This is a genomic window from Pseudoalteromonas sp. bablab_jr011, assembly GCF_016464045.1.
GTDB classification, from domain to species: Bacteria; Pseudomonadota; Gammaproteobacteria; order Enterobacterales; family Alteromonadaceae; genus Pseudoalteromonas; species Pseudoalteromonas lipolytica.
In genome coordinates this window covers 37,226-56,966 of record NZ_JACDWU010000285.1, presented here as the reverse complement: position 1 = coordinate 56,966, position 19,741 = coordinate 37,226, and the positions used below count along the sequence as shown (strand labels likewise).

Here is a 19,741-nt window from a genome sequence, read left to right as displayed (position 1 = left end):
CACTTAGTCCATTTTATATAGAAGTTTAGAATCCAGTTTATGAAGCATATCCGTAATTTTTCGATCATCGCCCATATCGACCATGGTAAATCGACTCTCTCTGACCGTCTTATCCAAGTTTGTGGTGGTTTAACAGACCGTGAAATGCAGCAGCAGGTGTTAGACTCAATGGACATCGAGCGTGAGCGTGGTATTACCATCAAAGCGCAAAGTGTAACACTTAATTATACAGCCAAAGATGGCGAGACCTACCAATTAAACTTTATCGACACACCAGGACACGTTGACTTCACTTACGAAGTATCACGTTCGCTTGCTGCCTGTGAAGGTGCGCTTTTAGTTGTTGATGCTGGTCAAGGTGTAGAAGCGCAAACACTTGCTAACTGCTACACAGCAATTGAAATGGATTTAGAAGTTATTCCAGTACTGAATAAAATCGACTTACCGCAAGCGGACCCACTTCGTGTTGCAGAAGAAATCGAAGACATTATTGGTATTGATGCGCTTGAAGCCGTGCGTTGCAGTGCAAAAACAGGCGTGGGTATTGAAGACGTACTCGAAGTTATTGTTAAAGATATTCCGCCACCAGTTGGCGACAAAGATAAGCCATTACAAGCGCTTATTATTGATTCATGGTTTGACCCATACCAAGGCGTTGTGTCACTTGTGCGTATTAAACACGGTGAATTACGCGCGGGCGATAAAATTAAGATCATGTCGAACGAACAAGTTCATATCGCAGATAAAGTGGGTATTTTCACACCAAAACAAACTAACACAGGTTTATTAAAAACCGGTGAAGTAGGCTTTGTTATTGCTGGTATTAAAGAGATTCATGGTGCTCCTGTTGGCGATACAATTACGTTACAGCGCAACTCTGCACCAGAGCGTCTACCGGGTTTCCAACGCATTAAACCACAGGTTTACGCGGGTATGTTCCCAATTTCATCGGATGATTATGAATCATTCCGTGATGCGCTAGATAAACTTAGCTTGAACGATGCATCGTTATTCTTCGAACCAGAAAACTCAACTGCACTTGGTTTTGGTTTCCGTTGTGGCTTCTTAGGTATGCTACACATGGAGATTATTCAAGAGCGTCTTGAGCGTGAATACGACATTGATCTTATTACTACGGCACCTACGGTAATCTACGAAGTAGAAACTAAAGAGGGCGTTAAACAGATTGATAACCCATCTGATCTTCCGCCGGTAAACAACATTCTTGAAATCCGTGAGCCAATTGTTGAAGCTAACATATTAGTTCCGCAAGAGTTTTTAGGTAACGTTATTACGCTTTGTGTTGAAAAGCGTGGTGTACAAACTAAAATGAACTATCACGGCAAGCAAGTTGCGGTAACGTATGAATTACCGATGGCTGAAGTGGTTATGGATTTCTTTGATAAGTTAAAATCAACAAGCCGTGGTTTTGCTTCGCTTGATTATAACTTTAAGCATTTCCAAGCATCAGACATGGTACGTGTTGACGTACTTATTAATGGTGAGCGTGTAGATGCATTAGCTATTATTGTACACCGTGATATTGCACAATCGCGTGGTCGTCAGTTAGCTGAAGCGCTTAGAGAGCTAATTCCGCGTCAACAATTTGATATTGCAATTCAAGCGGCAATTGGTCAGCATGTTATAGCGCGTACAACGGTTAAACAATTACGTAAAAACGTAATTGCAAAATGTTACGGTGGTGACGTGAGCCGTAAGAAAAAGCTTCTTCAGAAGCAAAAAGAAGGTAAAAAGCGAATGAAGCAACTAGGTAACGTTGAAGTACCGCAAGATGCATTCTTAGCTATCCTCAAAGTTGGTAAATAATTAGAAGTAAATAAAGGAATTAATGCATGGCGGGTTACTTTTCGATTTTTTTAGTGTTGTTAACGCTAGGCTCAGGCTTAATCTGGTTAATTGACCACTTTATGTTTGCGCCTAAACGTCAACAGCGTATCGCCCTTGCTCAAAACGCGGCGGGCGGTGAATTAGACGAAGAAACCGCTGCATTAATTGCACCAGAGCCAAGTATTACTGAAACGGCTAAATCAATCTTTCCGATGATTGCGGCTATTACTATTTTCCGTTCATTTATTTTTGAACCGTTTCAAATTCCATCAGGCTCAATGATGCCAACATTACTTGTTGGTGACTTTATTTTGGTACAAAAGTACTCATACGGCATTAAAGACCCAATTTGGCGCACCCAACTAGTGGATGTGGATGAGCCAGAGCGCGGTGATATTGTGGTATTTAAATACCCATTAGATGAGCGTATTGATTACATTAAACGTGCCATTGGTTTACCTGGCGATAAAATTGTTTATCGCAATAAGCACCTTTATATTCAGCCAAAATGTGAAGAAGGTGTCGAACAGCAAGGTGATTTGCTGTGTAATGAATACAATAAAATAGATATGGAAATTCTCAATAGTGACGAGTTCAAGCAAGGGTCAATGAATTTAGTGCGTTTAGAAGAAAACCTAAGCCCATTGAATCACAACATTTTGATTAACCCAGAGGCGCTTGAAATGAAAGGCCGTTATTATCAACAACCGGGTACACGCTCTGACGAGTGGGTTGTTCCTGCCGATCATTATTTTATGATGGGTGATAACCGTGATAACAGCCAAGACAGTCGCTTTTGGGGCTTTGTGCCAAAAGAAAACTTGGTAGGTAAAGCCGTCTTTATATGGATGAGTTTTGAATTTGAAAATGGCCCAGATGACTTTTTACCAGGCTGGGTTCCAACTGGTGTTCGTTTTGAACGCCTAGGTAATATTCAGTAACGATGAAAAAAAACGTAACAGAGTTATACAACAAAATAGGTTATACATTTACTGATCAAGCTTTGCTTGAACAGGCAATGACGCACCGCAGCCACAAAGGTCAACATAACGAGCGTTTAGAGTTTTTAGGCGATTCGATTTTGAGCTTCGTGATTGCGAATGCGCTTTATACTAAATTTCCAAAAGCACGTGAAGGCGACTTAAGCCGCATGCGCTCAACCTTAGTACGTGGTCAAACACTGGCTGAGTTTGGCCTTGAATTTGGTCTGGGCGATTACTTACGCTTAGGGCCTGGCGAGCTGAAAAGTGGTGGCTTCCGTCGTGAATCGACTCTTGCCGATGCAGTAGAAGCCATTATTGGTGCCGTGTTCCTAGACTCAAGCATTGAACAATGTGGTGAGTTAATCTTAAATTGGTATGAATCACGCCTTGATGCAATTTCTCCTGGCTTAAACCAAAAAGATCCAAAAACATTACTTCAAGAGTACTTACAAGCGCGCAAATTATCGTTACCGGGCTACACTGTCATTGATACAAAAGGCCAAGCGCACAATCAAACATTCACGGTTGAATGTATTGTTGAAGGGATGGATAGCATTATCTCAGTAGGGAGCTCGCGTCGTAAAGCCGAGCAAAAAGCTGCTGAAAAAGCCTTAAAGATACTTAAAAATGAATCTTGATGATTTAATTAGCAAAGAACCTGCAGAGCTTGATACGCACTGTGGGATGGTGGCCATTGTTGGTCGTCCAAATGTGGGTAAATCGACCTTACTTAACTACATTGTTGAGCAAAAGGTGAGTATTACCTCGCGCAAACCACAGACCACGCGTCACCGTATTATGGGTATTCATACCGAAGGTAAATACCAAGCAGTCTACGTTGATACACCGGGTCTACATGTTGAAGAAAAGCGTGCTATTAACCGTTTAATGAACCGTGCTGCATCCAGTTCGATTGGTGATGTAGAGCTGATTATTTTTGTGGTTGAAGGTACTCACTGGAATGAAGATGACGAGATGGTACTGAATAAAGTCCGTCAAAGTGGTCGTCCAGTGTTATTGGTTATGAATAAAATTGACCAAGTAAAAGACCGCGACTTAGTGCTTCCGCACATGCAGTTTTTAGGCAATAAATTTGATTTTGTTGGCATTATTCCTGTCTCAGCAAAACAGGGTAAAAACATTGAGCTTATAAAAGCAGAAGTAACCAAGCGTCTTCCGCTGTGTGAGTTTTACTTCCCTGAAGATTATGTGACAGACCGTTCGATGCGTTTTATGTCGGCAGAGGTTATCCGTGAAAAGCTAATGCGTTTTATGGGTGATGAATTACCGTATTCTGTTACCGTTGAAATAGAGCAGTTTAAATGGCTCGATAACGGCGTGTGGCAAATTAATGGCCTGATCTTAGTTGAGCGTGAAACGCAAAAACGCATGGTTATTGGCAATAAAGGCGAAAAGCTAAAAGTTATTGGCCGTGAAGCACGTAAAGACCTTGAAGAGATGCTTGATAACAAAGTATTTTTAGAACTTTGGGTTAAAGTGAAGTCTGGCTGGGCTGATGATGAGCGTGCGCTACGCAGCTTAGGCTATGGTGAAGATTAAGCTTAGCTTGAGACGCCATGGATAGCGATTTCTACACAGCATACTTGTTGCACCGACGTCCATTTAGTGACTCACAAGTAATGCTTGATATGCTGGTAGAAGGCGTGGGTCAGCTTAGAATGCTGGCCCGAATTAGTGGTCGCCAGGCCACTAAACATAAAGCACAACTGCAACCTTTCCAATCACTGCTGGTACAATACAGCGGTAAATCAGATTTAAAATACATTAATCGTTTTGAACCCCATGGCACGCAAACCATGCTCACGGGGAATGAGTTGTATTGTGGATTTTATTTAAACGAATTAACCAATCGTATCGTACCTATCAATGAACCTATGGAAAGTGTTTACCATTTGTATAAACAGCACTTGAGCGATTTATCGGGTACTCAACATTTGCAAGCAGTGTTACGTTCGTATGAATTTCAGTTACTCGAATTGCTCGGTTATGGGGTTGATTTTAGTGTCGACGCGCACGGTGATGAGATCATTGGCAGTGCCAGTTACCAGTACTTTGCTGAATATGGCTTTTTGCTGCATGACGACCCGCACAGTGGTTTTTCAGGTGCGCAATTAAATGCCATTGCTGCCCATGACTTCAGCGCGCCTGATGTGTTATATATGGCAAAGCAGTTAAGTCGTTACTTACTCAAGCCTTTACTCGGTAAAAAGCCATTAAAAAGTCGTGAGTTATTTATTAAGTAGGCTGAATAGCAGCCGTTAATCGTTGTTTTAAACAGGTAAAAAAATGAAAGATATTCTTCTTGGTGTAAACGTTGATCATATTGCCACTTTACGCCAAGCGCGTGGCACAAGTTACCCAGATCCTGCTCATGCAGCCAGTGTTGCAGAGCATGCCGGTGCAGATGGTATCACCATTCATTTGCGTGAAGACCGTCGTCATATTCAAGACCGTGACGTGTATGTAATGGCTAAAACCATTCAAACGCGTATGAATCTTGAGGTTGCCGTGACTGATGAAATGATTGATATTGCGCTTGAAGTAAAACCCGCTTATGTGTGTTTAGTGCCTGAAAAACGCGAAGAGCTAACAACAGAAGGCGGCCTAGACGTAGTGGGTAACTTTGAAAAAGTAAAAGCGGCGACTGAAAAATTAACGGCAGCGGGTATTAAAGTATCGTTATTCATTGATGCTGATAACGCGCAACTTGATGCTGCTAAAGCCTGTAACGCACCGTATGTAGAAATTCATACTGGCGCGTATGCAGATGCAGAAAACGGCGAAGAGCTACATACAGAGCTTGAGCGTATTCGCAGCGGTGTACAATACGCCCACGGTCTTGGTTTAATTGTAAATGCTGGTCATGGCCTGCACTACCACAACGTAAAACCAATTGCTGCCATGCCAGAAATTTACGAGTTAAACATTGGTCATGCGATTATTGCGCGTGCCGCGATTGACGGCCTAGACAAAGCAGTACGTGATATGAAACGCCTGATGATTGAGGCGCGTTTGTAAATATAAGCTTCATGCACTTTTAAGCAAGTATTGAATTGAGAGCGCGGTGGATGTTGTATCCAGCGCGCTTTTTATTTCATCAAATACGCAATAAATTGTGCAAGCAATGATGATAACAAAGGTGAAATACAGAGTAGGGTAACTATGTACTGATGCTTTTTCTTAAAGCTTTTTAAAACACCATCATCTATGGCCGACAATTCGCCTTGTTTAATTGAATGAAACACAATTGAGTTGGGTGTTGCTCTCATTAAGCGGGCTTTACTTTCGTATGTTTGCCACTGCTCAGCGTAATTGATTTTTACGTAGTTATTAGCTTCTTTACTTAGTTCTTTATAGCGAAGAAAAAACCACGTGAGTGAAATAGCGCTAAAGAGAATAAGTAAGATAAAATACAAAGCAGGCTCCCTTTAATACTTCACAATTCGTGTACCCGTAGAATAAATAATATCGCGACTAGGGCATGAATAATTAGGTTTTAGTGTTCTACAAGATTGCTCGGGTGTGTCAAAACAAAAATCAAAACGAGTTTGGGTTTTCACCGCTTTATCAGTAATATTTTGCGGCAGCTCATTCCAGTGCCAATGCGTGATTACTTCTTTTGCTGCATCGGCAAATACAGGGTGAGTAGAGGCAACTACCTGAATATCTTTAATCTCATTGTGTGGCGTAATAACATACTCAATGGTCGCGCACCCTTCTGTTGCTTGGATAACTGCTTTTTTGGGGTATCTGGCAGGAAAGCGCTCAAGTTGCTGCCATTTTGGTGTTTTCAATTCATCATAGCTAACTGATAAATCCGCATACTCTAGTGTCATCGGTTTATCTGCAGTTGAAGCACAGCCAAAGGCAAGTAAACTGCCCGCTAGAATTAAATAACTTTTCATTTATATATTCCTTTATATCGTTTTATTGAGCGGCTTTTATCGTTGCTGCTCTACCATGCCTGCATCACTTAACAAATTATTCAGCTCGTCAATAAGCTCAAATAATTCAGGTTCAATATAATTTAAATCACAATCGCCTTTGAGTGACGTTTCAAGGGTTTCGGCAAGCGATTTTAGCTTTGGTACGCCGGTGTAACAACACGCGCCATGGAACTTATGCACGATGCTAAGTACATGCTCGCAATCTTCATTTTCTATTGCTTCATTGAGTAGACGCAAGGTCTCAGGCACGCTGAGTAACAGCATATTGAGCATTTCAAGAGCGAGTTCTTCTTTGCCGCCTGCGCGCTGTAGCGCAAGCTGCCAATCTAGGCGTGTGCTCTCAAATGGAGGTTCAGATTGAACGGCAACTGTTTTGCTTCGCTCTCGGTTAATAGGGGATTGTGGGCTATGATCACTAATGATCTGCTTTAGCATATCTTCGTCAATCGGTTTGGTTAAATAACCTTTAAAGCCATCTTTTAGCAGCTGCTCTTTTTCACCAGCCAACGCATGCGCTGTTACCGCAATAATTGGGGTGTCTTCATTAAGTGATGACTCACGAATAAGCTTACACGCTGTAATGCCATCCATAATAGGCATTTGAATATCCATAAATATTAAGTCGTATTTATGGCTTTTACTTAAGCTATAGGCTTGTGAACCATTATGGGCGGTATCAATAAGCTCAATTTGTTCATCTAATAGCGTACAAATAAGTTTTAGATTTGCGTCATTATCATCAACAACCAGCACTTTTAATGGCAGTAGTTTTTCATCGCCTTGCTCAATATTGTGTACCGGATGGTCAAGGCGATACGGGGCTGCTAATACTTCACATAATTTACGATGATTAAGTGGTTTACTTAAACAGGCATCAGCACCACTACCCACAAAGGCTTCACGCATATTATGCGACACAGTATTAAGCATAATGTATAAATAGTCAGTGACAGGTCTTACCGCTTTAACGTAGCCTTTAAGCTGCTGCATATCATCGATTGTTGCGGTGTGACCGATAATACAAATATCGTAACTAAAGTCTTTGTTTATCTCGTTTAAGAAACTTTCTTCATCGGTACAGGCGGTAACTTGTGTTTGCCACTCATTCAATAATGACAAGGTTGCTTGGTGCGTATGTTCGTGCGGTTCTAAGTATAGAATGCGTTTATTAATCAGTGATTGAGTTGGTAAGTCACTGGTGATTGAATTAGACGGCGTTCTAAACACCGCATTAAACGTAAAGCAGGTGCCATTACCGGGGGCTGAGTTTAAGGTAATGCGGCCGTTCATGGCTTCAACAATATGCTTGGTAATAATTAACCCTAAGCCTGTGCCGCCAAATTTGCGGGTAATACTTGAATCGGCTTGGCCAAATGGTGTGAATAAAGCATCTTGCTTATCCATAGGAATACCCACACCGGTATCGGTTACCGACACCAAAATAGAGGCTCGCTCTTCATCAAGCAAACGATAACCGACATCGACTTTAATAGACCCTTTTTCGGTGAACTTTATCGCATTACTGAGTAAGTTAATTAAAATTTGCTTAAAGCGAGTCGGGTCGCCAGTTAAGTTATCGGGCACTTGCGGGTGAATAAATATAGATAGCTCGAGTTGTTTTTCGTGGGCGCTAGGAGCAAGCAATGTTAATACTTCATTGATGGTATCGCGCAGTTGAAACTGCATCGATTCGAGTTCCATCGCACCGGCTTCTAATTTCGAGAAATCTAAAATATCGCTGATAATGGTCATTAAGCTGTTAGCAGACAACTCAATCGTATCGAGGTAATCCTTTTGGTGTTTATTCAGAGGCGTTTTATATAGCTGACGCGTAAAGCCAATAACCCCATTTAAAGGAGTACGTAATTCGTGACTCATTTTCGCTAAGAAATCTGATTTAACACGGTTGGCATCTTGAGCATCTTTTTTTGCAATACTCAGCTGAATATTTTGTGTTTCGTACTGTTCGAGTGTTTCTCGGTAATCTGCAGTGGCTTGGTCAATGTGCTTTTGCATTTCATCGCGTTGCATCACCATGGTGTCTGAAATCGTATTAAGTCCTTCACGAAGGAGCTCAAATTCGCCAAACATTTTTTGATCAAGGCCTGTATCGACCTTACCCTCATTAAGTTTATCTGTAGCAAGTACTAACTTATTAAGAGGTTGAATAAACATACGCGATAATCTAAACGCCAGCACGGTTGCTAAAACAAGCGCCAGTAAAATAACTACACCACTCACTAATAACGCACGTTGTTGACCAATGATGGCTTGCTGCTTATTGAGCATGATCACCACAGTGCCTAAAGAAGCCTGATAACTATGGTGATTCCATATCATGTCTTGGCGGCTATGATTAATAATAGCTGTTGAAAAGGTTAAATAATGTTCTGAGCTTTGCATATGAACACCGTCTAATATCGGTTTGTTCGTGTTCATCAGCTCTCTAAATTCACTTTGGTATTTACTGAAAATAACCAGCTCGTTATTTTCATCAAAAATAGCAATAGACTGAATAGCAGGCGAGTGTTTGTTGTGAGTATGACTAACTAAACGAGTTAACAGCGCTTTATTTCGTTTAAGTAAAGGTTGCTCTACAGCGATAGCAAGGGGCTCAATGATGGTCTCGCCTTGTTGATACAAAATTTCATCGAGCTCAATGTAACGATTTATTGTAAAATAACCGCCCAGCAACAAGCCTATGATCACAGTCGGTATAAGTGTGAGGGTTAAGACTGAGTCACGTAAGCCAAATTTAGTCATAAAAGATGTTGTTATCATTATTATCGTAGTTTAAGAGTATATACTTACTCCCGCTTTATCAATAATTAAGGTGTTGCCCGATGGCACAGATTTTCAAAGCTAAAAAGAAATCCGTCTCACAAAAAATGCTCACACTCACCGTTTCGGCCATGGATCACCAAGGACGAGGTGTTGCAAAGCAAGGCAGTAAAGTGTGCTTTGTGAACGGTGCGCTGCCCGGCGAGGAAGTTAAAGCACAGCTCATTGACGATAAGGCACGTTTTGCCAGTGCTGATTGCAAAAAAGTATTGCGCGCGTCAGCGCATCGAGTAACGCCTTTTTGTCAGCATTATCAAGTATGTGGTGGTTGTCAGTTACAACACCTCGATGCATCGCAGCAATTAGTTGAAAAGCAAGCAGCTGTGAGCCAGCTATTCAGTAAATTTGCCAAAGCAGAGAATTTAAATTGGCAAGCGCCGCTTGTTAGTGAAGCGCGTCATTACAGACGATCGGCACGTGTTGCCGTAATGCATGATAAAGCCGCGAAAAAAATGCGCGTTGGTTATCGTGCTCAAGGGTCAAAGCAGCTCGTGAGTATTGAGCGTTGTGATGTGCTTTCAACTAAATTTAGCGCGTTATTTACGGTCTTTGATGAACTGATAAATAACCACGCAGGGCTAAGCCGTATTAGTCACTTACAACTGTGCGAGGCAGACAATGCCGCTTATGTTGTCATTCGCCATACAAAACCAATTAGCAATACGCTTAAAACGGTTGTTGAGAAAGCCTGTGATGAGTATCAATGGTGCCTAGTATGGCAATCACACAGCGGTGAGATTGATCACACTCATCATCCAATGCCGTACTACACTATACCAGAGTACGACTTAACCTTTGAGTTTGGCTTAGAGAACTTTGTGCAAGTAAATCCGCATGTTAATCAAGCCATGTTACATCAAGCAAAAGAGTGGCTTGATTTGCAGGGTCATGAACAGGTATTAGATTTATTTTGTGGTATTGGTAATTTTTCATTATTGATTGCAAAGTATGCAAAACACGTTATTGGTGTCGAAGGAGTGGATTCTGCGGTTGCATTAGCGAAACAAAATGCGCAAACTAACTCATTATCGAATACCGATTTTTATTGCTTTGATTTAACTCAATCAATGCAATCAGCTGCGTGGTTCAGCAAAGACATTGATGTATTGGTGCTTGACCCGTCACGAACTGGCGCTATGGCTATTTTAGAGCAGTTACCACTTACTCAGTTTAAAACGATTTTATATGTCTCTTGTGACCCTGTTACTTTAGCCCGTGACAGTGCAATTATTTTACAAGCAGGCTTCAGCATTGAAAAAATTGGGCTTATGAATATGTTCCCGCATACAGGGCATATTGAAACGATGGCGTTATTTCACAGGAGGTAAAGCGCACTATGGTAGCCACTAGACAGTCACATCAGCTTACTAAGCCGAGTGATTTTACCAGCCGTATAGAGCTGTTAGCGCTAACAGAAGATAAATCTACCTTATTAGAACAGGCGCATCAATTGTGTCTGCATTGCGATGATGTTAAACGCCAGAATATGGCCATTGAAATGGTGGAGATTTTAGCTGAGTTAAATTTAGATGCTGATTCATTGGCAACCGCCTTTTTAACGCCGTATTTTTTAGCTGAAAAAATTTCTATCGACACAGTAACAGATAAGCTTGGTAACCACGTTGCCTTGCTGCTTACTGGTGTGAGCCAAATGGCAACCATCAGCACCTTAGCACATCAAGGTAAAGGCACCGTTCAAATTGATAATATTCGCCGTATGCTTTTGGCAATGGTTGAAGATGTGCGTGCAGTGGTTATTAAACTGGCTGAACAAGTGTGTTACCTACGCGAAGTGAAAAATGGCAGTGAAGAAGAGCGCGTAATAGCAGCAAAAGAAACGCGCGATATTTTTGCGCCACTCGCCAATCGTTTAGGGATAGGTCAGCTTAAGTGGGAGCTAGAAGACTTATCTTTTCGTTATTTGCACCCAGACACCTACAAAAATATTGCCAAGCAATTAGACGATAAACGGCTTGCCCGCGAAGCCTACATGGAAAATATGGTGGCACTGGTTAAAGCACGCCTCCAAGAAGCGGGCATTGCTGGCGAGGTGTATGGTCGCCCGAAACATATTTTCAGCATTTATAAAAAAATGGCGCAGAAGAACTACGAGTTCGATCAATTATTTGATATTCGTGCCATGCGTATTGTGGTTGAGCGTTTGCAAGATTGCTACGCGGCCTTGGGGATTGTTCACACAAACTGGCGTCATTTAAATAAAGAGTTTGATGACTACATTGCAACGCCAAAACAAAATGGTTATCAATCGATTCATACCGTGGTGTTTGGTCCTGAAGGTAAAACTGTCGAAATTCAAATTCGTACCAGCGAGATGCACCAAGATGCCGAGCTCGGTGTCGCGGCTCACTGGATGTACAAAGAAGGCGCATTACCGGGGCGAGGCTCAGGTTATGAGCAAAAAATTAGCTGGTTGCGTAAGTTACTGCAATGGCAAGAAGAAGTTGTTGATGGCAGCGACTTAGCCGAAGAGCTTAAAAATCAGGTGGTGGAAGACCGTGTTTACGTGTTTACCCCGAAAGGCGATATTTTTGATTTACCACTCGGTGCGACGCCGCTCGATTTTGCCTACTACATTCACTCTAATGTAGGGCACCGGTGTATCGGCGCAAAAGTATTTGGCAAAATTGTGCCTTTTACGTACCAACTAAGTACGGGCGATCAGGTTGAGATTTTAACGCAAAAGCAAGCGAACCCGAGCCGAGATTGGTTAAATCCGTCGTTAGGCTATATTAAATCGTCGCGAGCACGTTCGAAAATTCACCATTGGTTTAAGCAGCTCGACCGCGATAAAAACTTAAGTGCCGGTAAAGAAATTCTAGAAACAGAACTACACAAGCTCGATCTTACAACCAAAGATCTTACCCCCGCGATAGAGCGCTTTAACTTGCGGGGTCTTGAAGATTTAATGGTCGCTGTTGGCGCAGGTGATGTGCGTCTTAATCAGTTGCTTAACTTTATTAGCGACCGTGATGACGACGAGCCACAAATCAGGTTTAAAAAACCAAAAAGTGTCAACGGTGATAAAAATGGCATTGTAGTTGATGGCGTCGGCAGTTTATTGAGCCACGTGGCTAAATGTTGTCGCCCTGTTCCCGGCGATGAAATTATTGGGTATATCACGCAAGGGCGGGGGATTGCCGTTCACCGTGAAGACTGTGATTCATTTGAAAAACTGCGAGAAAAGCACCCAGAGCGTGTGATTTCAGTAAGTTGGTCAGACGATGTAAATGGCTCTTACACGCTAACCATTAAAGTAGAGGCAACCGATAGATCTGGGCTTATTCGTGATATTAGCTCTGTACTTGCCAATGAAAAAGTAAATGTGCTGAACATGAACGTCAACACAGTCGAAGACAAGCAATTAGCACTTTTCTCAATGCAGGTAGAAGTTCACGACTTATCAAGCACAAACCGCTTGTTGTCTAAACTTCACCAAATTGAAGGGGTCCATGAAGCAAAACGTGGGCATGCGTAATGACAGATAAACACAGTATTGATGACTCATTAGCGATCATGGAAAAACTACGGGACCCAGATACTGGGTGCCCGTGGGATTTAAAACAAAATTTTAAATCGATAGTGCCCCATACCATTGAAGAGGCTTACGAAGTTGCTGACTGCATTGAAAAGGGCGAGCTGAGTGAGCTTAAAAGTGAACTGGGTGACTTACTCTTTCAAGTAGTGTTTTACGCGCAGCTTGCAAAAGAGCAGGGGCTATTTGATTTTAATGACGTTGTCAGCACATTAAACGAAAAACTAGTGCGCAGGCACCCTCATGTGTTCGCTGAAAAAACAACACTCACAGAGGCTGAATTATCACAGCAGTGGCAAGCAATAAAAGCACAAGAGCGGGCGCAAAAAGCACCCACACAGCAACTGAGTTTATGGCAAGACATCCCCGATGCGATGCCAGGGCTTACTAAGGCGAAAAAGATTCAGCAGCGGGTGGCAAGTCTTGGCTTCGATTGGCCAAGCTATCAGGGGGCACTTGATAAAGTGGCCGAAGAAGTCGGGGAAGTGAAAGAAGCGCTTGCGCATGATCCGTACTCAGAACACAGCGCAGAAGAACTGGGCGATTTGTTATTTGCAACGGTCAATGTGGCCCGTCATATTAAGCGCGACCCTGAGCAATTATTACGCAGTGCTAACGCTAAGTTTATGGCACGCTTTGAAAAAGTGGCCGCTTATTTAAGTGAGCGCGGGCAATGTTTAGAGACCGCCAGTTTAGAAGAGATGGACAGCGCGTGGGAAGCCATTAAAAAGCACCCACAATGACACAGCATAGGGACAGGAATGCCGCGCTCGTTTTTTGTGCACTTATTTGCTAATTTTATCTGGATTGATAGCAGTGCCTTTGCTATAATATCGCCCCGTCTTGATTCTATATTATTCCTTTTAATTCCTGATATTCTAGGGTTCGCATGAGTACAAAATTTATCTTCGTTACTGGCGGGGTTGTTTCTTCGTTGGGTAAAGGTATTGCAGCAGCGTCGTTAGCCGCAATTTTAGAAGCACGTGGTTTAAACGTGACTATTTTAAAGCTGGATCCTTACATCAACGTTGACCCAGGCACTATGAGCCCAATTCAGCACGGTGAAGTATATGTTACTGAAGACGGTGCAGAAACTGACCTTGATTTAGGTCACTATGAGCGTTTCATCCGTACTAAGATGAGTAGCCGCAACAACTTCACACAAGGCCGTGTTTATGAAGATGTTTTACGACGTGAGCGTCGCGGTGAATACCTTGGTGCAACAATTCAGGTTATTCCACATATCACAAACGACATTAAGCAACGTGTATACGACGGTGCAGAAGGTCGCGATGTAGCCATCGTTGAAATTGGTGGTACAGTGGGTGACATTGAGTCACAACCGTTCTTAGAAGCAATTCGTCAGCTTGGCACAGAAATCGGCCGTGAGCGCGCATTGTTTATTCACCTAACGCTTGTGCCATTCTTAGGCCCTGCAGGTGAAGTTAAAACGAAACCAACACAACATTCAGTAAAAGAATTACGTTCGATTGGTATTCAACCAGATATCTTAATTTGTCGTTCTGATCGTAAATTACCTAATAACGAGCGCGCGAAAATCGCACTTTTCACTAACGTGGAAGAAAAAGCCGTTATTTCATTACCAGACGTAGAAAGCATCTACAAGATCCCAGCGTTACTTAAGTCACAAGAACTTGATAACTTTGTGTGTCGTCGTTTTTACCTTGAGTGCCCAGAAGCAGATTTATCTGAGTGGGAGCAAGTATTATATCAAGAGTCTAACCCAACGGGTGAAGTGACAATTGGTATGGTAGGTAAGTACATTGAACTACCAGACGCTTACAAGTCAGTAAACGAAGCATTAAAGCATGCGGGTCTTAAAAACCGTTTAACAGTGAACATCGAATACGTTGATTCACAAGACTTAGAAAGCAAAGGCACTGAGATGCTTTCTCACCTTGACGCTATTTTAGTACCAGGTGGTTTTGGTGGTCGTGGTGTTGAAGGTAAGATTTTAGCGGCTAAATACGCACGTGAAAACAAAGTACCTTACCTAGGCATTTGTTTAGGTATGCAAGTGGCACTTATTGAGTATGCGCGTAACGTTGCAGGCCTTGCAGATGCAAACTCAACGGAATTCAATGCAAAATCAGCACACCCAGTGGTTGGCTTAATCACCGAGTGGCAAGATGCCGACGGTAACGTTGAAGTACGTGATGAGCAGTCTGACCTTGGAGGCACAATGCGTTTAGGCGCACAAAAATGTCACTTAACGCCAGGCTCTAAAGTAAGTGAAGTATACGGTAGTGACGAAATTGTTGAACGTCACCGTCATCGCTACGAAGTAAATAACCACTACGTAGAGCAGCTTGAAAAAGCAGGTTTAAGTTTCACTGGTTTATCTGAAGATAAGAAACTAGTCGAAATTATCGAAAATAAAGATCACCCTTGGTTTATTGCCGCGCAATTCCACCCGGAATTCACGTCAACACCACGTGATGGTCACCCGCTATTTGAAGGGTTTGTTGCAGCTGCACACACTCACCAAAAAGCGTCATCGTAATTTAAATAGGCCGTGCTATATGCACGGCTTATTTGTTTTAGAAAGCCAACGAATTAACAAAGTTGGCATAAACTCACCATTTTCGGGAAAAGAGGAATCAAGATGTCAGAAATCGTAAAAGTGATTGGTCGCGAAATCATGGACTCGCGTGGTAACCCAACTGTTGAAGCTGATGTACATTTAGCTGATGGTTCATGGGGCCGTGCTGCAGCACCTTCTGGTGCATCAACAGGTACTCGCGAAGCGCTTGAATTACGTGATGGTGATAAAGCACGTTACTTAGGTAAAGGTGTTTTAAAAGCGGTAGGTTATATCAATAACGAAATCGCAGCGGCTCTTAAAGGCCAAAGCGCACTTGATCAACAAGCTGTTGACCAAGTAATGCTAGATTTAGACGGCACTGAAAATAAAGAAAAATTAGGTGCTAACGCAATCTTAGCGGTATCTTTAGCAACAGCTAAAGCAGCTGCAAACTCTAAAGGCGTTGAGCTTTATGAGCACATCGCTGACTTAAATGGTACGCCGGGCGTTTACTCTATGCCATTACCAATGATGAACATCATCAACGGTGGTGAGCACGCAGATAACTCTGTTGATATCCAAGAGTTCATGATCCAGCCAGTTGGCGCTGCAAACTTCCGTGAAGCACTGCGCATGGGCGCAGAAGTATTCCACAGTCTTGCAAAAGTACTTAAAGCAGACGGTCACTCTACATCAGTAGGTGATGAAGGTGGTTTTGCACCAAACCTTGAATCAAATGAAGCGGCACTTGCTGCAATTAAAGTGGCTGTTGCAAATGCAGGTTACGAGCTAGGTAAAGACATTACTTTAGCGCTAGACTGTGCTGCATCTGAGTTCTACGACAAAGAAGCAAACATCTACGACCTGAAAGGCGAAGGTAAAAAATTCACGTCAGAAGAATTTAACTATTTCCTTAAAGACCTAACAGAGCAGTACCCAATTGTTTCAATTGAAGACGGCCTAGATGAGTCTGATTGGGACGGTTTCGCACACCAAACAAAACTAATTGGCGATAAAGTTCAATTAGTAGGTGACGACCTTTTCGTAACAAACACGAAAATCTTAAAGCGTGGTATTGATAACGGTATTGCTAACTCAATCCTAATCAAGTTCAACCAAATCGGTTCATTAACTGAAACGCTTGCTGCGATTAAAATGGCAAAAGATGCTGGTTTCACTGCTGTTATCTCTCACCGTTCAGGTGAAACAGAAGATGCAACAATTGCAGATCTTGCTGTTGGTACGGCGGCTGGTCAAATTAAAACAGGTTCATTAAGCCGTTCTGACCGTGTTGCTAAATACAACCAACTTCTTCGTATTGAAGAAGCGTTAGGTGAAAAAGCACCTTTCAATGGTCTTAAAGAAGTGAAAGGTCAATAATAAACACACCGTTTATTTAGACTGATAAAAACCTCCTGCGGGAGGTTTTTTTATGTGTGAAAAGTTAAGCTTGAAAAAAGCAAAATAAAAAGCCGCGTGACTTTCATCACGCGGCTATCTTACTAATACGCTTCGGTATTAAAAAGAGTAGCTGTAACCTACTTGAAGGGTACGTGGCTTACCAGGTTGAATACCTCCGTTTGCACGGTTTGCGACGTAGGTTTTGTCAAACAGGTTGTCGACCGTTAGGTATACTTTTTGTTTGTCGTCGATAAGGTATTTAGCGGCTAAATCCCATACTACACGGCTGTCAATTGCGTTACGGCCTGAAGTTGATAAGTCTGCGTGTGCATCAGACACATAACGCATTTGCGTATCAAACACAAAGCTTGAGAACTCGGCACCAAACGAAAGCGCTAGCTGGTTTTCTGGTACATATGGCATAGCATCACCACTTTTAACGCTGCCCCAAAGATCTGATTCAAAGTCATTTTCAAACTCAGAGTTTGTGTAGGTATACGTTAAACGCACAGGGAATGAGGCTGTATCTGTTGCAAACACTTTACCGGCGCTCACTTCAAAACCAGATACCGACACTTCACCGTAGTTGTACTGGTCGCCAATGTTATTGTCGTTACAGCCTACAGCAGCAGTACAGTTACCGTGCATGTTTGTGTAGTCAGAGTTAAAGTAAATCACTTCACCATTAAAGCCTGCATAGTCGTAGCGACCCCCAAGCTCAATGTTAACACTCTCTTCTTCTTCTTGATCCGCATTACCTGGTGCTGCTGGCGCATACCCTTTTTGAATACCAGCAAGTAGCGTTAAGCTATCGCTAACAGTGTATGTTGCGCCCAGTGACGGCACTAAAATTTCAGTGTCGTTGCTGATATTTTTAGTTAAACCGTTTGCTCGTGTTGGATCTGATTTTGCCCATTCTTCACGTTTAATCGTGATATCTTCATAACGCAGACCCGCGCTAATTACTAATGCGTCTAATGACCACTCATCTTGAATGAATAGCGTTGTAGCTTCAGCGCTATCTACACGGTTGCTATCTGAACCTGGTACGCCTTTTTCAGTTAGCGTCATTGAAAGGTCTTGATTAAGCGTGTATTTGTCTTGCCATTGGAAGCGATCCATTTCGTCTTCGTGGTAACGCGCACCCACTGTAATGTAGTGGTTACCCGCAGGAATATGGAACTCTGTTTGTAAACCTTTCGCTTGGTAGTCACGGTTATTTGCTTTAACAGCAACCCCTTCGATACCTTCGCTGGTTGGGTTTGCTTCAAATTCGCTGTACTGTTCAAGGTAGCTTGAGCTTACTTTGCTCGCTTTATACCAGTTACGGTGGAAGTCATTTAAGTAAGCAGTTGCAAGTAACTCGTAACCTTTACCAAAGCGATATGCATAGTTAACTTGGTATGCATTGTGTTGCGTGTTCATTTCATCATTTTGCGAGGCAGCATAACGACGATATGGGTTTTCTTGGTAGTCTGTATCGGTTAAGCCCATGTAAGTTTCATCAGAGCGCTCGTCTGAGTATTTAACTTTCATTTCAAGGCTGTGAGCTTCGTTATCACCAAAATCAAAACCAAACTTTAATAAGAAATCGTTCTTTTCAAAACCAGAGTTATCGCTACCAACCGGTAATTCTTTAAAGCCATCTGCGCCGTAAGTGAATACTTCAACTAAGCCTGCTGCATTGTTTTTCTTTTTACCGAAGTATGCGTGGCCTTTGTAAAAACCATCGCTACCTAGTTCAGCGTTTAATAAACCTTTAGAACCTTCGGTCGGTAAGCTGCGTGATACTAAGTTTAAAACACCGCCCGTTGTACGTGGACCATATTTAACCGATGCAGCACCTTTAAGTACTTCGATAGACTCCATGCGGCCCATAGTAGGGAAGTAGTAAGCCGATGGTGCAGAGTAAGGAGCAGGAGCAACAAGAACGCCGTCTTCCATTACAGAGATTTTATCGTTACGGCCAGTACCTGTACCACGCATACCAATGTTAGGGCGTAGACCATAGCCATCTTCTTCTTGAACGTATACACCGGGCACCGCACTTAAAACACGTGAGATGTCGGTGTATTCAAACTTTTCAAGATCTTGCTCGCTGATGAAAGTAGCAGAACCCGGAATATCGTTAATAGCAGATGCAGAGCCAATGACAGTAATTTGCTCGAAGTTCTTTTCTTCTTTAGTTACATCTTTAGCAAAAGCATTAGCGCTAAGTGATAACGCTATGGCAGTAGAAAGAGTTGAAACAATAAACGTAGGTTTCATTGTGCGTCCTGTGTATGTTTAGATTTTTTTAACCGGCGCAATTTAAACATGTAAAGTAATGCGAATCAATCCTATTTGTAATAAAATTGATATAAAGCATAAGTTCATGAATTAAAATGAAAATAATAAATACAGTAGTATTGTAGTATTATTTGTGTGCGATACCTCGTTAAGTAATACTTAACGATGTGCTAATTGGGTGAGTATGATGCAAAGGCAATATTTGTTGCTGCATAACACGTTAACCACTTGCAGGTTATAAGTTTAAACCTGCATGGCGAAAACCGTGCCCACAAGTAGGGTATTGCAGGGGGGGATTAGGTGTCGGCGTGCA

15 protein-coding genes are annotated in these 19,741 nt (G+C 42.3%); 11 read left to right on the top strand and 4 right to left on the bottom strand.

The genetic code is table 11. The features are described from left to right. Nucleotides 1-39: 39 nt before the first annotated feature. Genes lepA through pdxJ form a run of 6 tightly spaced genes read left to right on the top strand, consistent with a single transcriptional unit; the run spans nt 40 to nt 5,870 of the window. A complete protein-coding gene (gene lepA, locus JIG41_RS17095; RefSeq protein WP_036966608.1) occupies nt 40-1,827 on the top strand; it encodes a translation elongation factor 4 in 1,788 nt (595 codons plus the stop codon). A 26-nt stretch (nt 1,828-1,853) separates the two neighbouring features. After that, nucleotides 1,854-2,789, top strand: coding sequence for a signal peptidase I (gene lepB, locus JIG41_RS17090; protein WP_036966610.1), 936 nt, complete (start codon nt 1,854-1,856; stop codon nt 2,787-2,789). A gap of 2 nt (nt 2,790-2,791) precedes the next feature. Next, complete coding sequence (gene rnc / locus JIG41_RS17085) at nt 2,792-3,469, top strand: ribonuclease III (protein WP_036966612.1); 678 nt, start codon at nt 2,792-2,794, stop codon at nt 3,467-3,469. Further along, the gene (era, locus tag JIG41_RS17080) at nt 3,459-4,391 is read left to right on the top strand and encodes a GTPase Era (RefSeq protein ID WP_036966614.1); all 933 of its coding nucleotides are present in this window, start codon (nt 3,459-3,461) and stop codon (nt 4,389-4,391) included. The genes rnc and era overlap by 11 nt, the downstream gene beginning before the upstream one ends. A gap of 17 nt (nt 4,392-4,408) precedes the next feature. After that, complete coding sequence (gene recO, locus JIG41_RS17075; RefSeq protein WP_036966616.1) at nt 4,409-5,095, top strand: DNA repair protein RecO; 687 nt, start codon at nt 4,409-4,411, stop codon at nt 5,093-5,095. Nucleotides 5,096-5,138: 43 nt separating this feature from the next. Continuing rightward, nucleotides 5,139-5,870 (top strand): pyridoxine 5'-phosphate synthase, encoded by a 732-nt coding sequence (gene pdxJ / locus JIG41_RS17070; RefSeq protein ID WP_199525153.1) that lies wholly within the window; start codon nt 5,139-5,141, stop codon nt 5,868-5,870. 71 nt (nt 5,871-5,941) lie between these two features. On the opposite strand, the gene JIG41_RS17065 is transcribed toward pdxJ, so the two are convergent. Genes JIG41_RS17065 through barA form a run of 3 tightly spaced genes read right to left on the bottom strand, consistent with a single transcriptional unit; the run spans nt 5,942 to nt 9,562 of the window. Further along, nucleotides 5,942-6,268: a hypothetical protein gene (locus JIG41_RS17065; protein ID WP_199525152.1), complete on the bottom strand. Its 327-nt coding sequence runs from the start codon at nt 6,266-6,268 to the stop codon at nt 5,942-5,944. 12 nt (nt 6,269-6,280) lie between these two features. Continuing rightward, the gene (locus JIG41_RS17060; RefSeq protein ID WP_075593794.1) at nt 6,281-6,757 is read right to left on the bottom strand and encodes an energy transducer TonB; all 477 of its coding nucleotides are present in this window, start codon (nt 6,755-6,757) and stop codon (nt 6,281-6,283) included. A gap of 36 nt (nt 6,758-6,793) precedes the next feature. Then, nucleotides 6,794-9,562, bottom strand: a complete 2,769-nt coding sequence (gene barA / locus JIG41_RS17055; RefSeq protein ID WP_036969088.1) for a two-component sensor histidine kinase BarA — start codon at nt 9,560-9,562, stop codon at nt 6,794-6,796. 80 nt (nt 9,563-9,642) lie between these two features. Here barA and rlmD point away from each other — a divergent pair, with 80 nt between their 5' ends. The 5 genes from rlmD to eno all read left to right on the top strand — a co-directional run bounded on the left by rlmD (nt 9,643) and on the right by eno (nt 17,118). Beyond that, a complete protein-coding gene (gene rlmD / locus JIG41_RS17050; protein WP_199525151.1) occupies nt 9,643-10,968 on the top strand; it encodes a 23S rRNA (uracil(1939)-C(5))-methyltransferase RlmD in 1,326 nt (441 codons plus the stop codon). Nucleotides 10,969-10,976: 8 nt separating this feature from the next. After that, entirely contained in the window at nt 10,977-13,136 is a 2,160-nt protein-coding gene (gene relA / locus JIG41_RS17045; protein ID WP_036966631.1) for a GTP diphosphokinase, read from the top strand. Then, nucleotides 13,136-13,936 (top strand): nucleoside triphosphate pyrophosphohydrolase, encoded by an 801-nt coding sequence (mazG, locus tag JIG41_RS17040; protein ID WP_036966634.1) that lies wholly within the window; start codon nt 13,136-13,138, stop codon nt 13,934-13,936. Before relA ends, mazG begins: the two co-directional genes overlap by 1 nt. Nucleotides 13,937-14,082: 146 nt before the next feature. After that, a complete protein-coding gene (locus JIG41_RS17035; RefSeq protein ID WP_036966637.1) occupies nt 14,083-15,717 on the top strand; it encodes a CTP synthase in 1,635 nt (544 codons plus the stop codon). A 102-nt stretch (nt 15,718-15,819) separates the two neighbouring features. Continuing rightward, nucleotides 15,820-17,118, top strand: coding sequence for a phosphopyruvate hydratase (gene eno / locus JIG41_RS17030; RefSeq protein WP_036966640.1), 1,299 nt, complete (start codon nt 15,820-15,822; stop codon nt 17,116-17,118). Nucleotides 17,119-17,256: 138 nt separating this feature from the next. Here eno and JIG41_RS17025 read toward each other — a convergent pair whose 3' ends face one another. Next, the gene (locus tag JIG41_RS17025) at nt 17,257-19,407 is read right to left on the bottom strand and encodes a TonB-dependent receptor domain-containing protein (protein WP_075593793.1); all 2,151 of its coding nucleotides are present in this window, start codon (nt 19,405-19,407) and stop codon (nt 17,257-17,259) included. Nucleotides 19,408-19,741 lie beyond the last annotated feature (334 nt).

What these genes read in the sequence shown, in the direction of transcription:
- lepA (WP_036966608.1), top strand. Translation starts at nt 40, where the DNA reads ATGAAGCATATCCGTAATTTTTCGATCATCGCCCATATCGACCATGGT.
- lepB (WP_036966610.1), top strand. Translation starts at nt 1,854, where the DNA reads ATGGCGGGTTACTTTTCGATTTTTTTAGTGTTGTTAACGCTAGGCTCA.
- rnc (WP_036966612.1), top strand. Translation starts at nt 2,792, where the DNA reads ATGAAAAAAAACGTAACAGAGTTATACAACAAAATAGGTTATACATTT.
- era (WP_036966614.1), top strand. Translation starts at nt 3,459, where the DNA reads ATGAATCTTGATGATTTAATTAGCAAAGAACCTGCAGAGCTTGATACG.
- recO (WP_036966616.1), top strand. Translation starts at nt 4,409, where the DNA reads ATGGATAGCGATTTCTACACAGCATACTTGTTGCACCGACGTCCATTT.
- pdxJ (WP_199525153.1), top strand. Translation starts at nt 5,139, where the DNA reads ATGAAAGATATTCTTCTTGGTGTAAACGTTGATCATATTGCCACTTTA.
- JIG41_RS17060 (WP_075593794.1), bottom strand. Translation starts at nt 6,757, where the DNA reads ATGAAAAGTTATTTAATTCTAGCGGGCAGTTTACTTGCCTTTGGCTGT.
- barA (WP_036969088.1), bottom strand. Translation starts at nt 9,562, where the DNA reads ATGACTAAATTTGGCTTACGTGACTCAGTCTTAACCCTCACACTTATA.
- rlmD (WP_199525151.1), top strand. Translation starts at nt 9,643, where the DNA reads ATGGCACAGATTTTCAAAGCTAAAAAGAAATCCGTCTCACAAAAAATG.
- relA (WP_036966631.1), top strand. Translation starts at nt 10,977, where the DNA reads ATGGTAGCCACTAGACAGTCACATCAGCTTACTAAGCCGAGTGATTTT.
- mazG (WP_036966634.1), top strand. Translation starts at nt 13,136, where the DNA reads ATGACAGATAAACACAGTATTGATGACTCATTAGCGATCATGGAAAAA.
- JIG41_RS17035 (WP_036966637.1), top strand. Translation starts at nt 14,083, where the DNA reads ATGAGTACAAAATTTATCTTCGTTACTGGCGGGGTTGTTTCTTCGTTG.
- eno (WP_036966640.1), top strand. Translation starts at nt 15,820, where the DNA reads ATGTCAGAAATCGTAAAAGTGATTGGTCGCGAAATCATGGACTCGCGT.
- JIG41_RS17025 (WP_075593793.1), bottom strand. Translation starts at nt 19,407, where the DNA reads ATGAAACCTACGTTTATTGTTTCAACTCTTTCTACTGCCATAGCGTTA.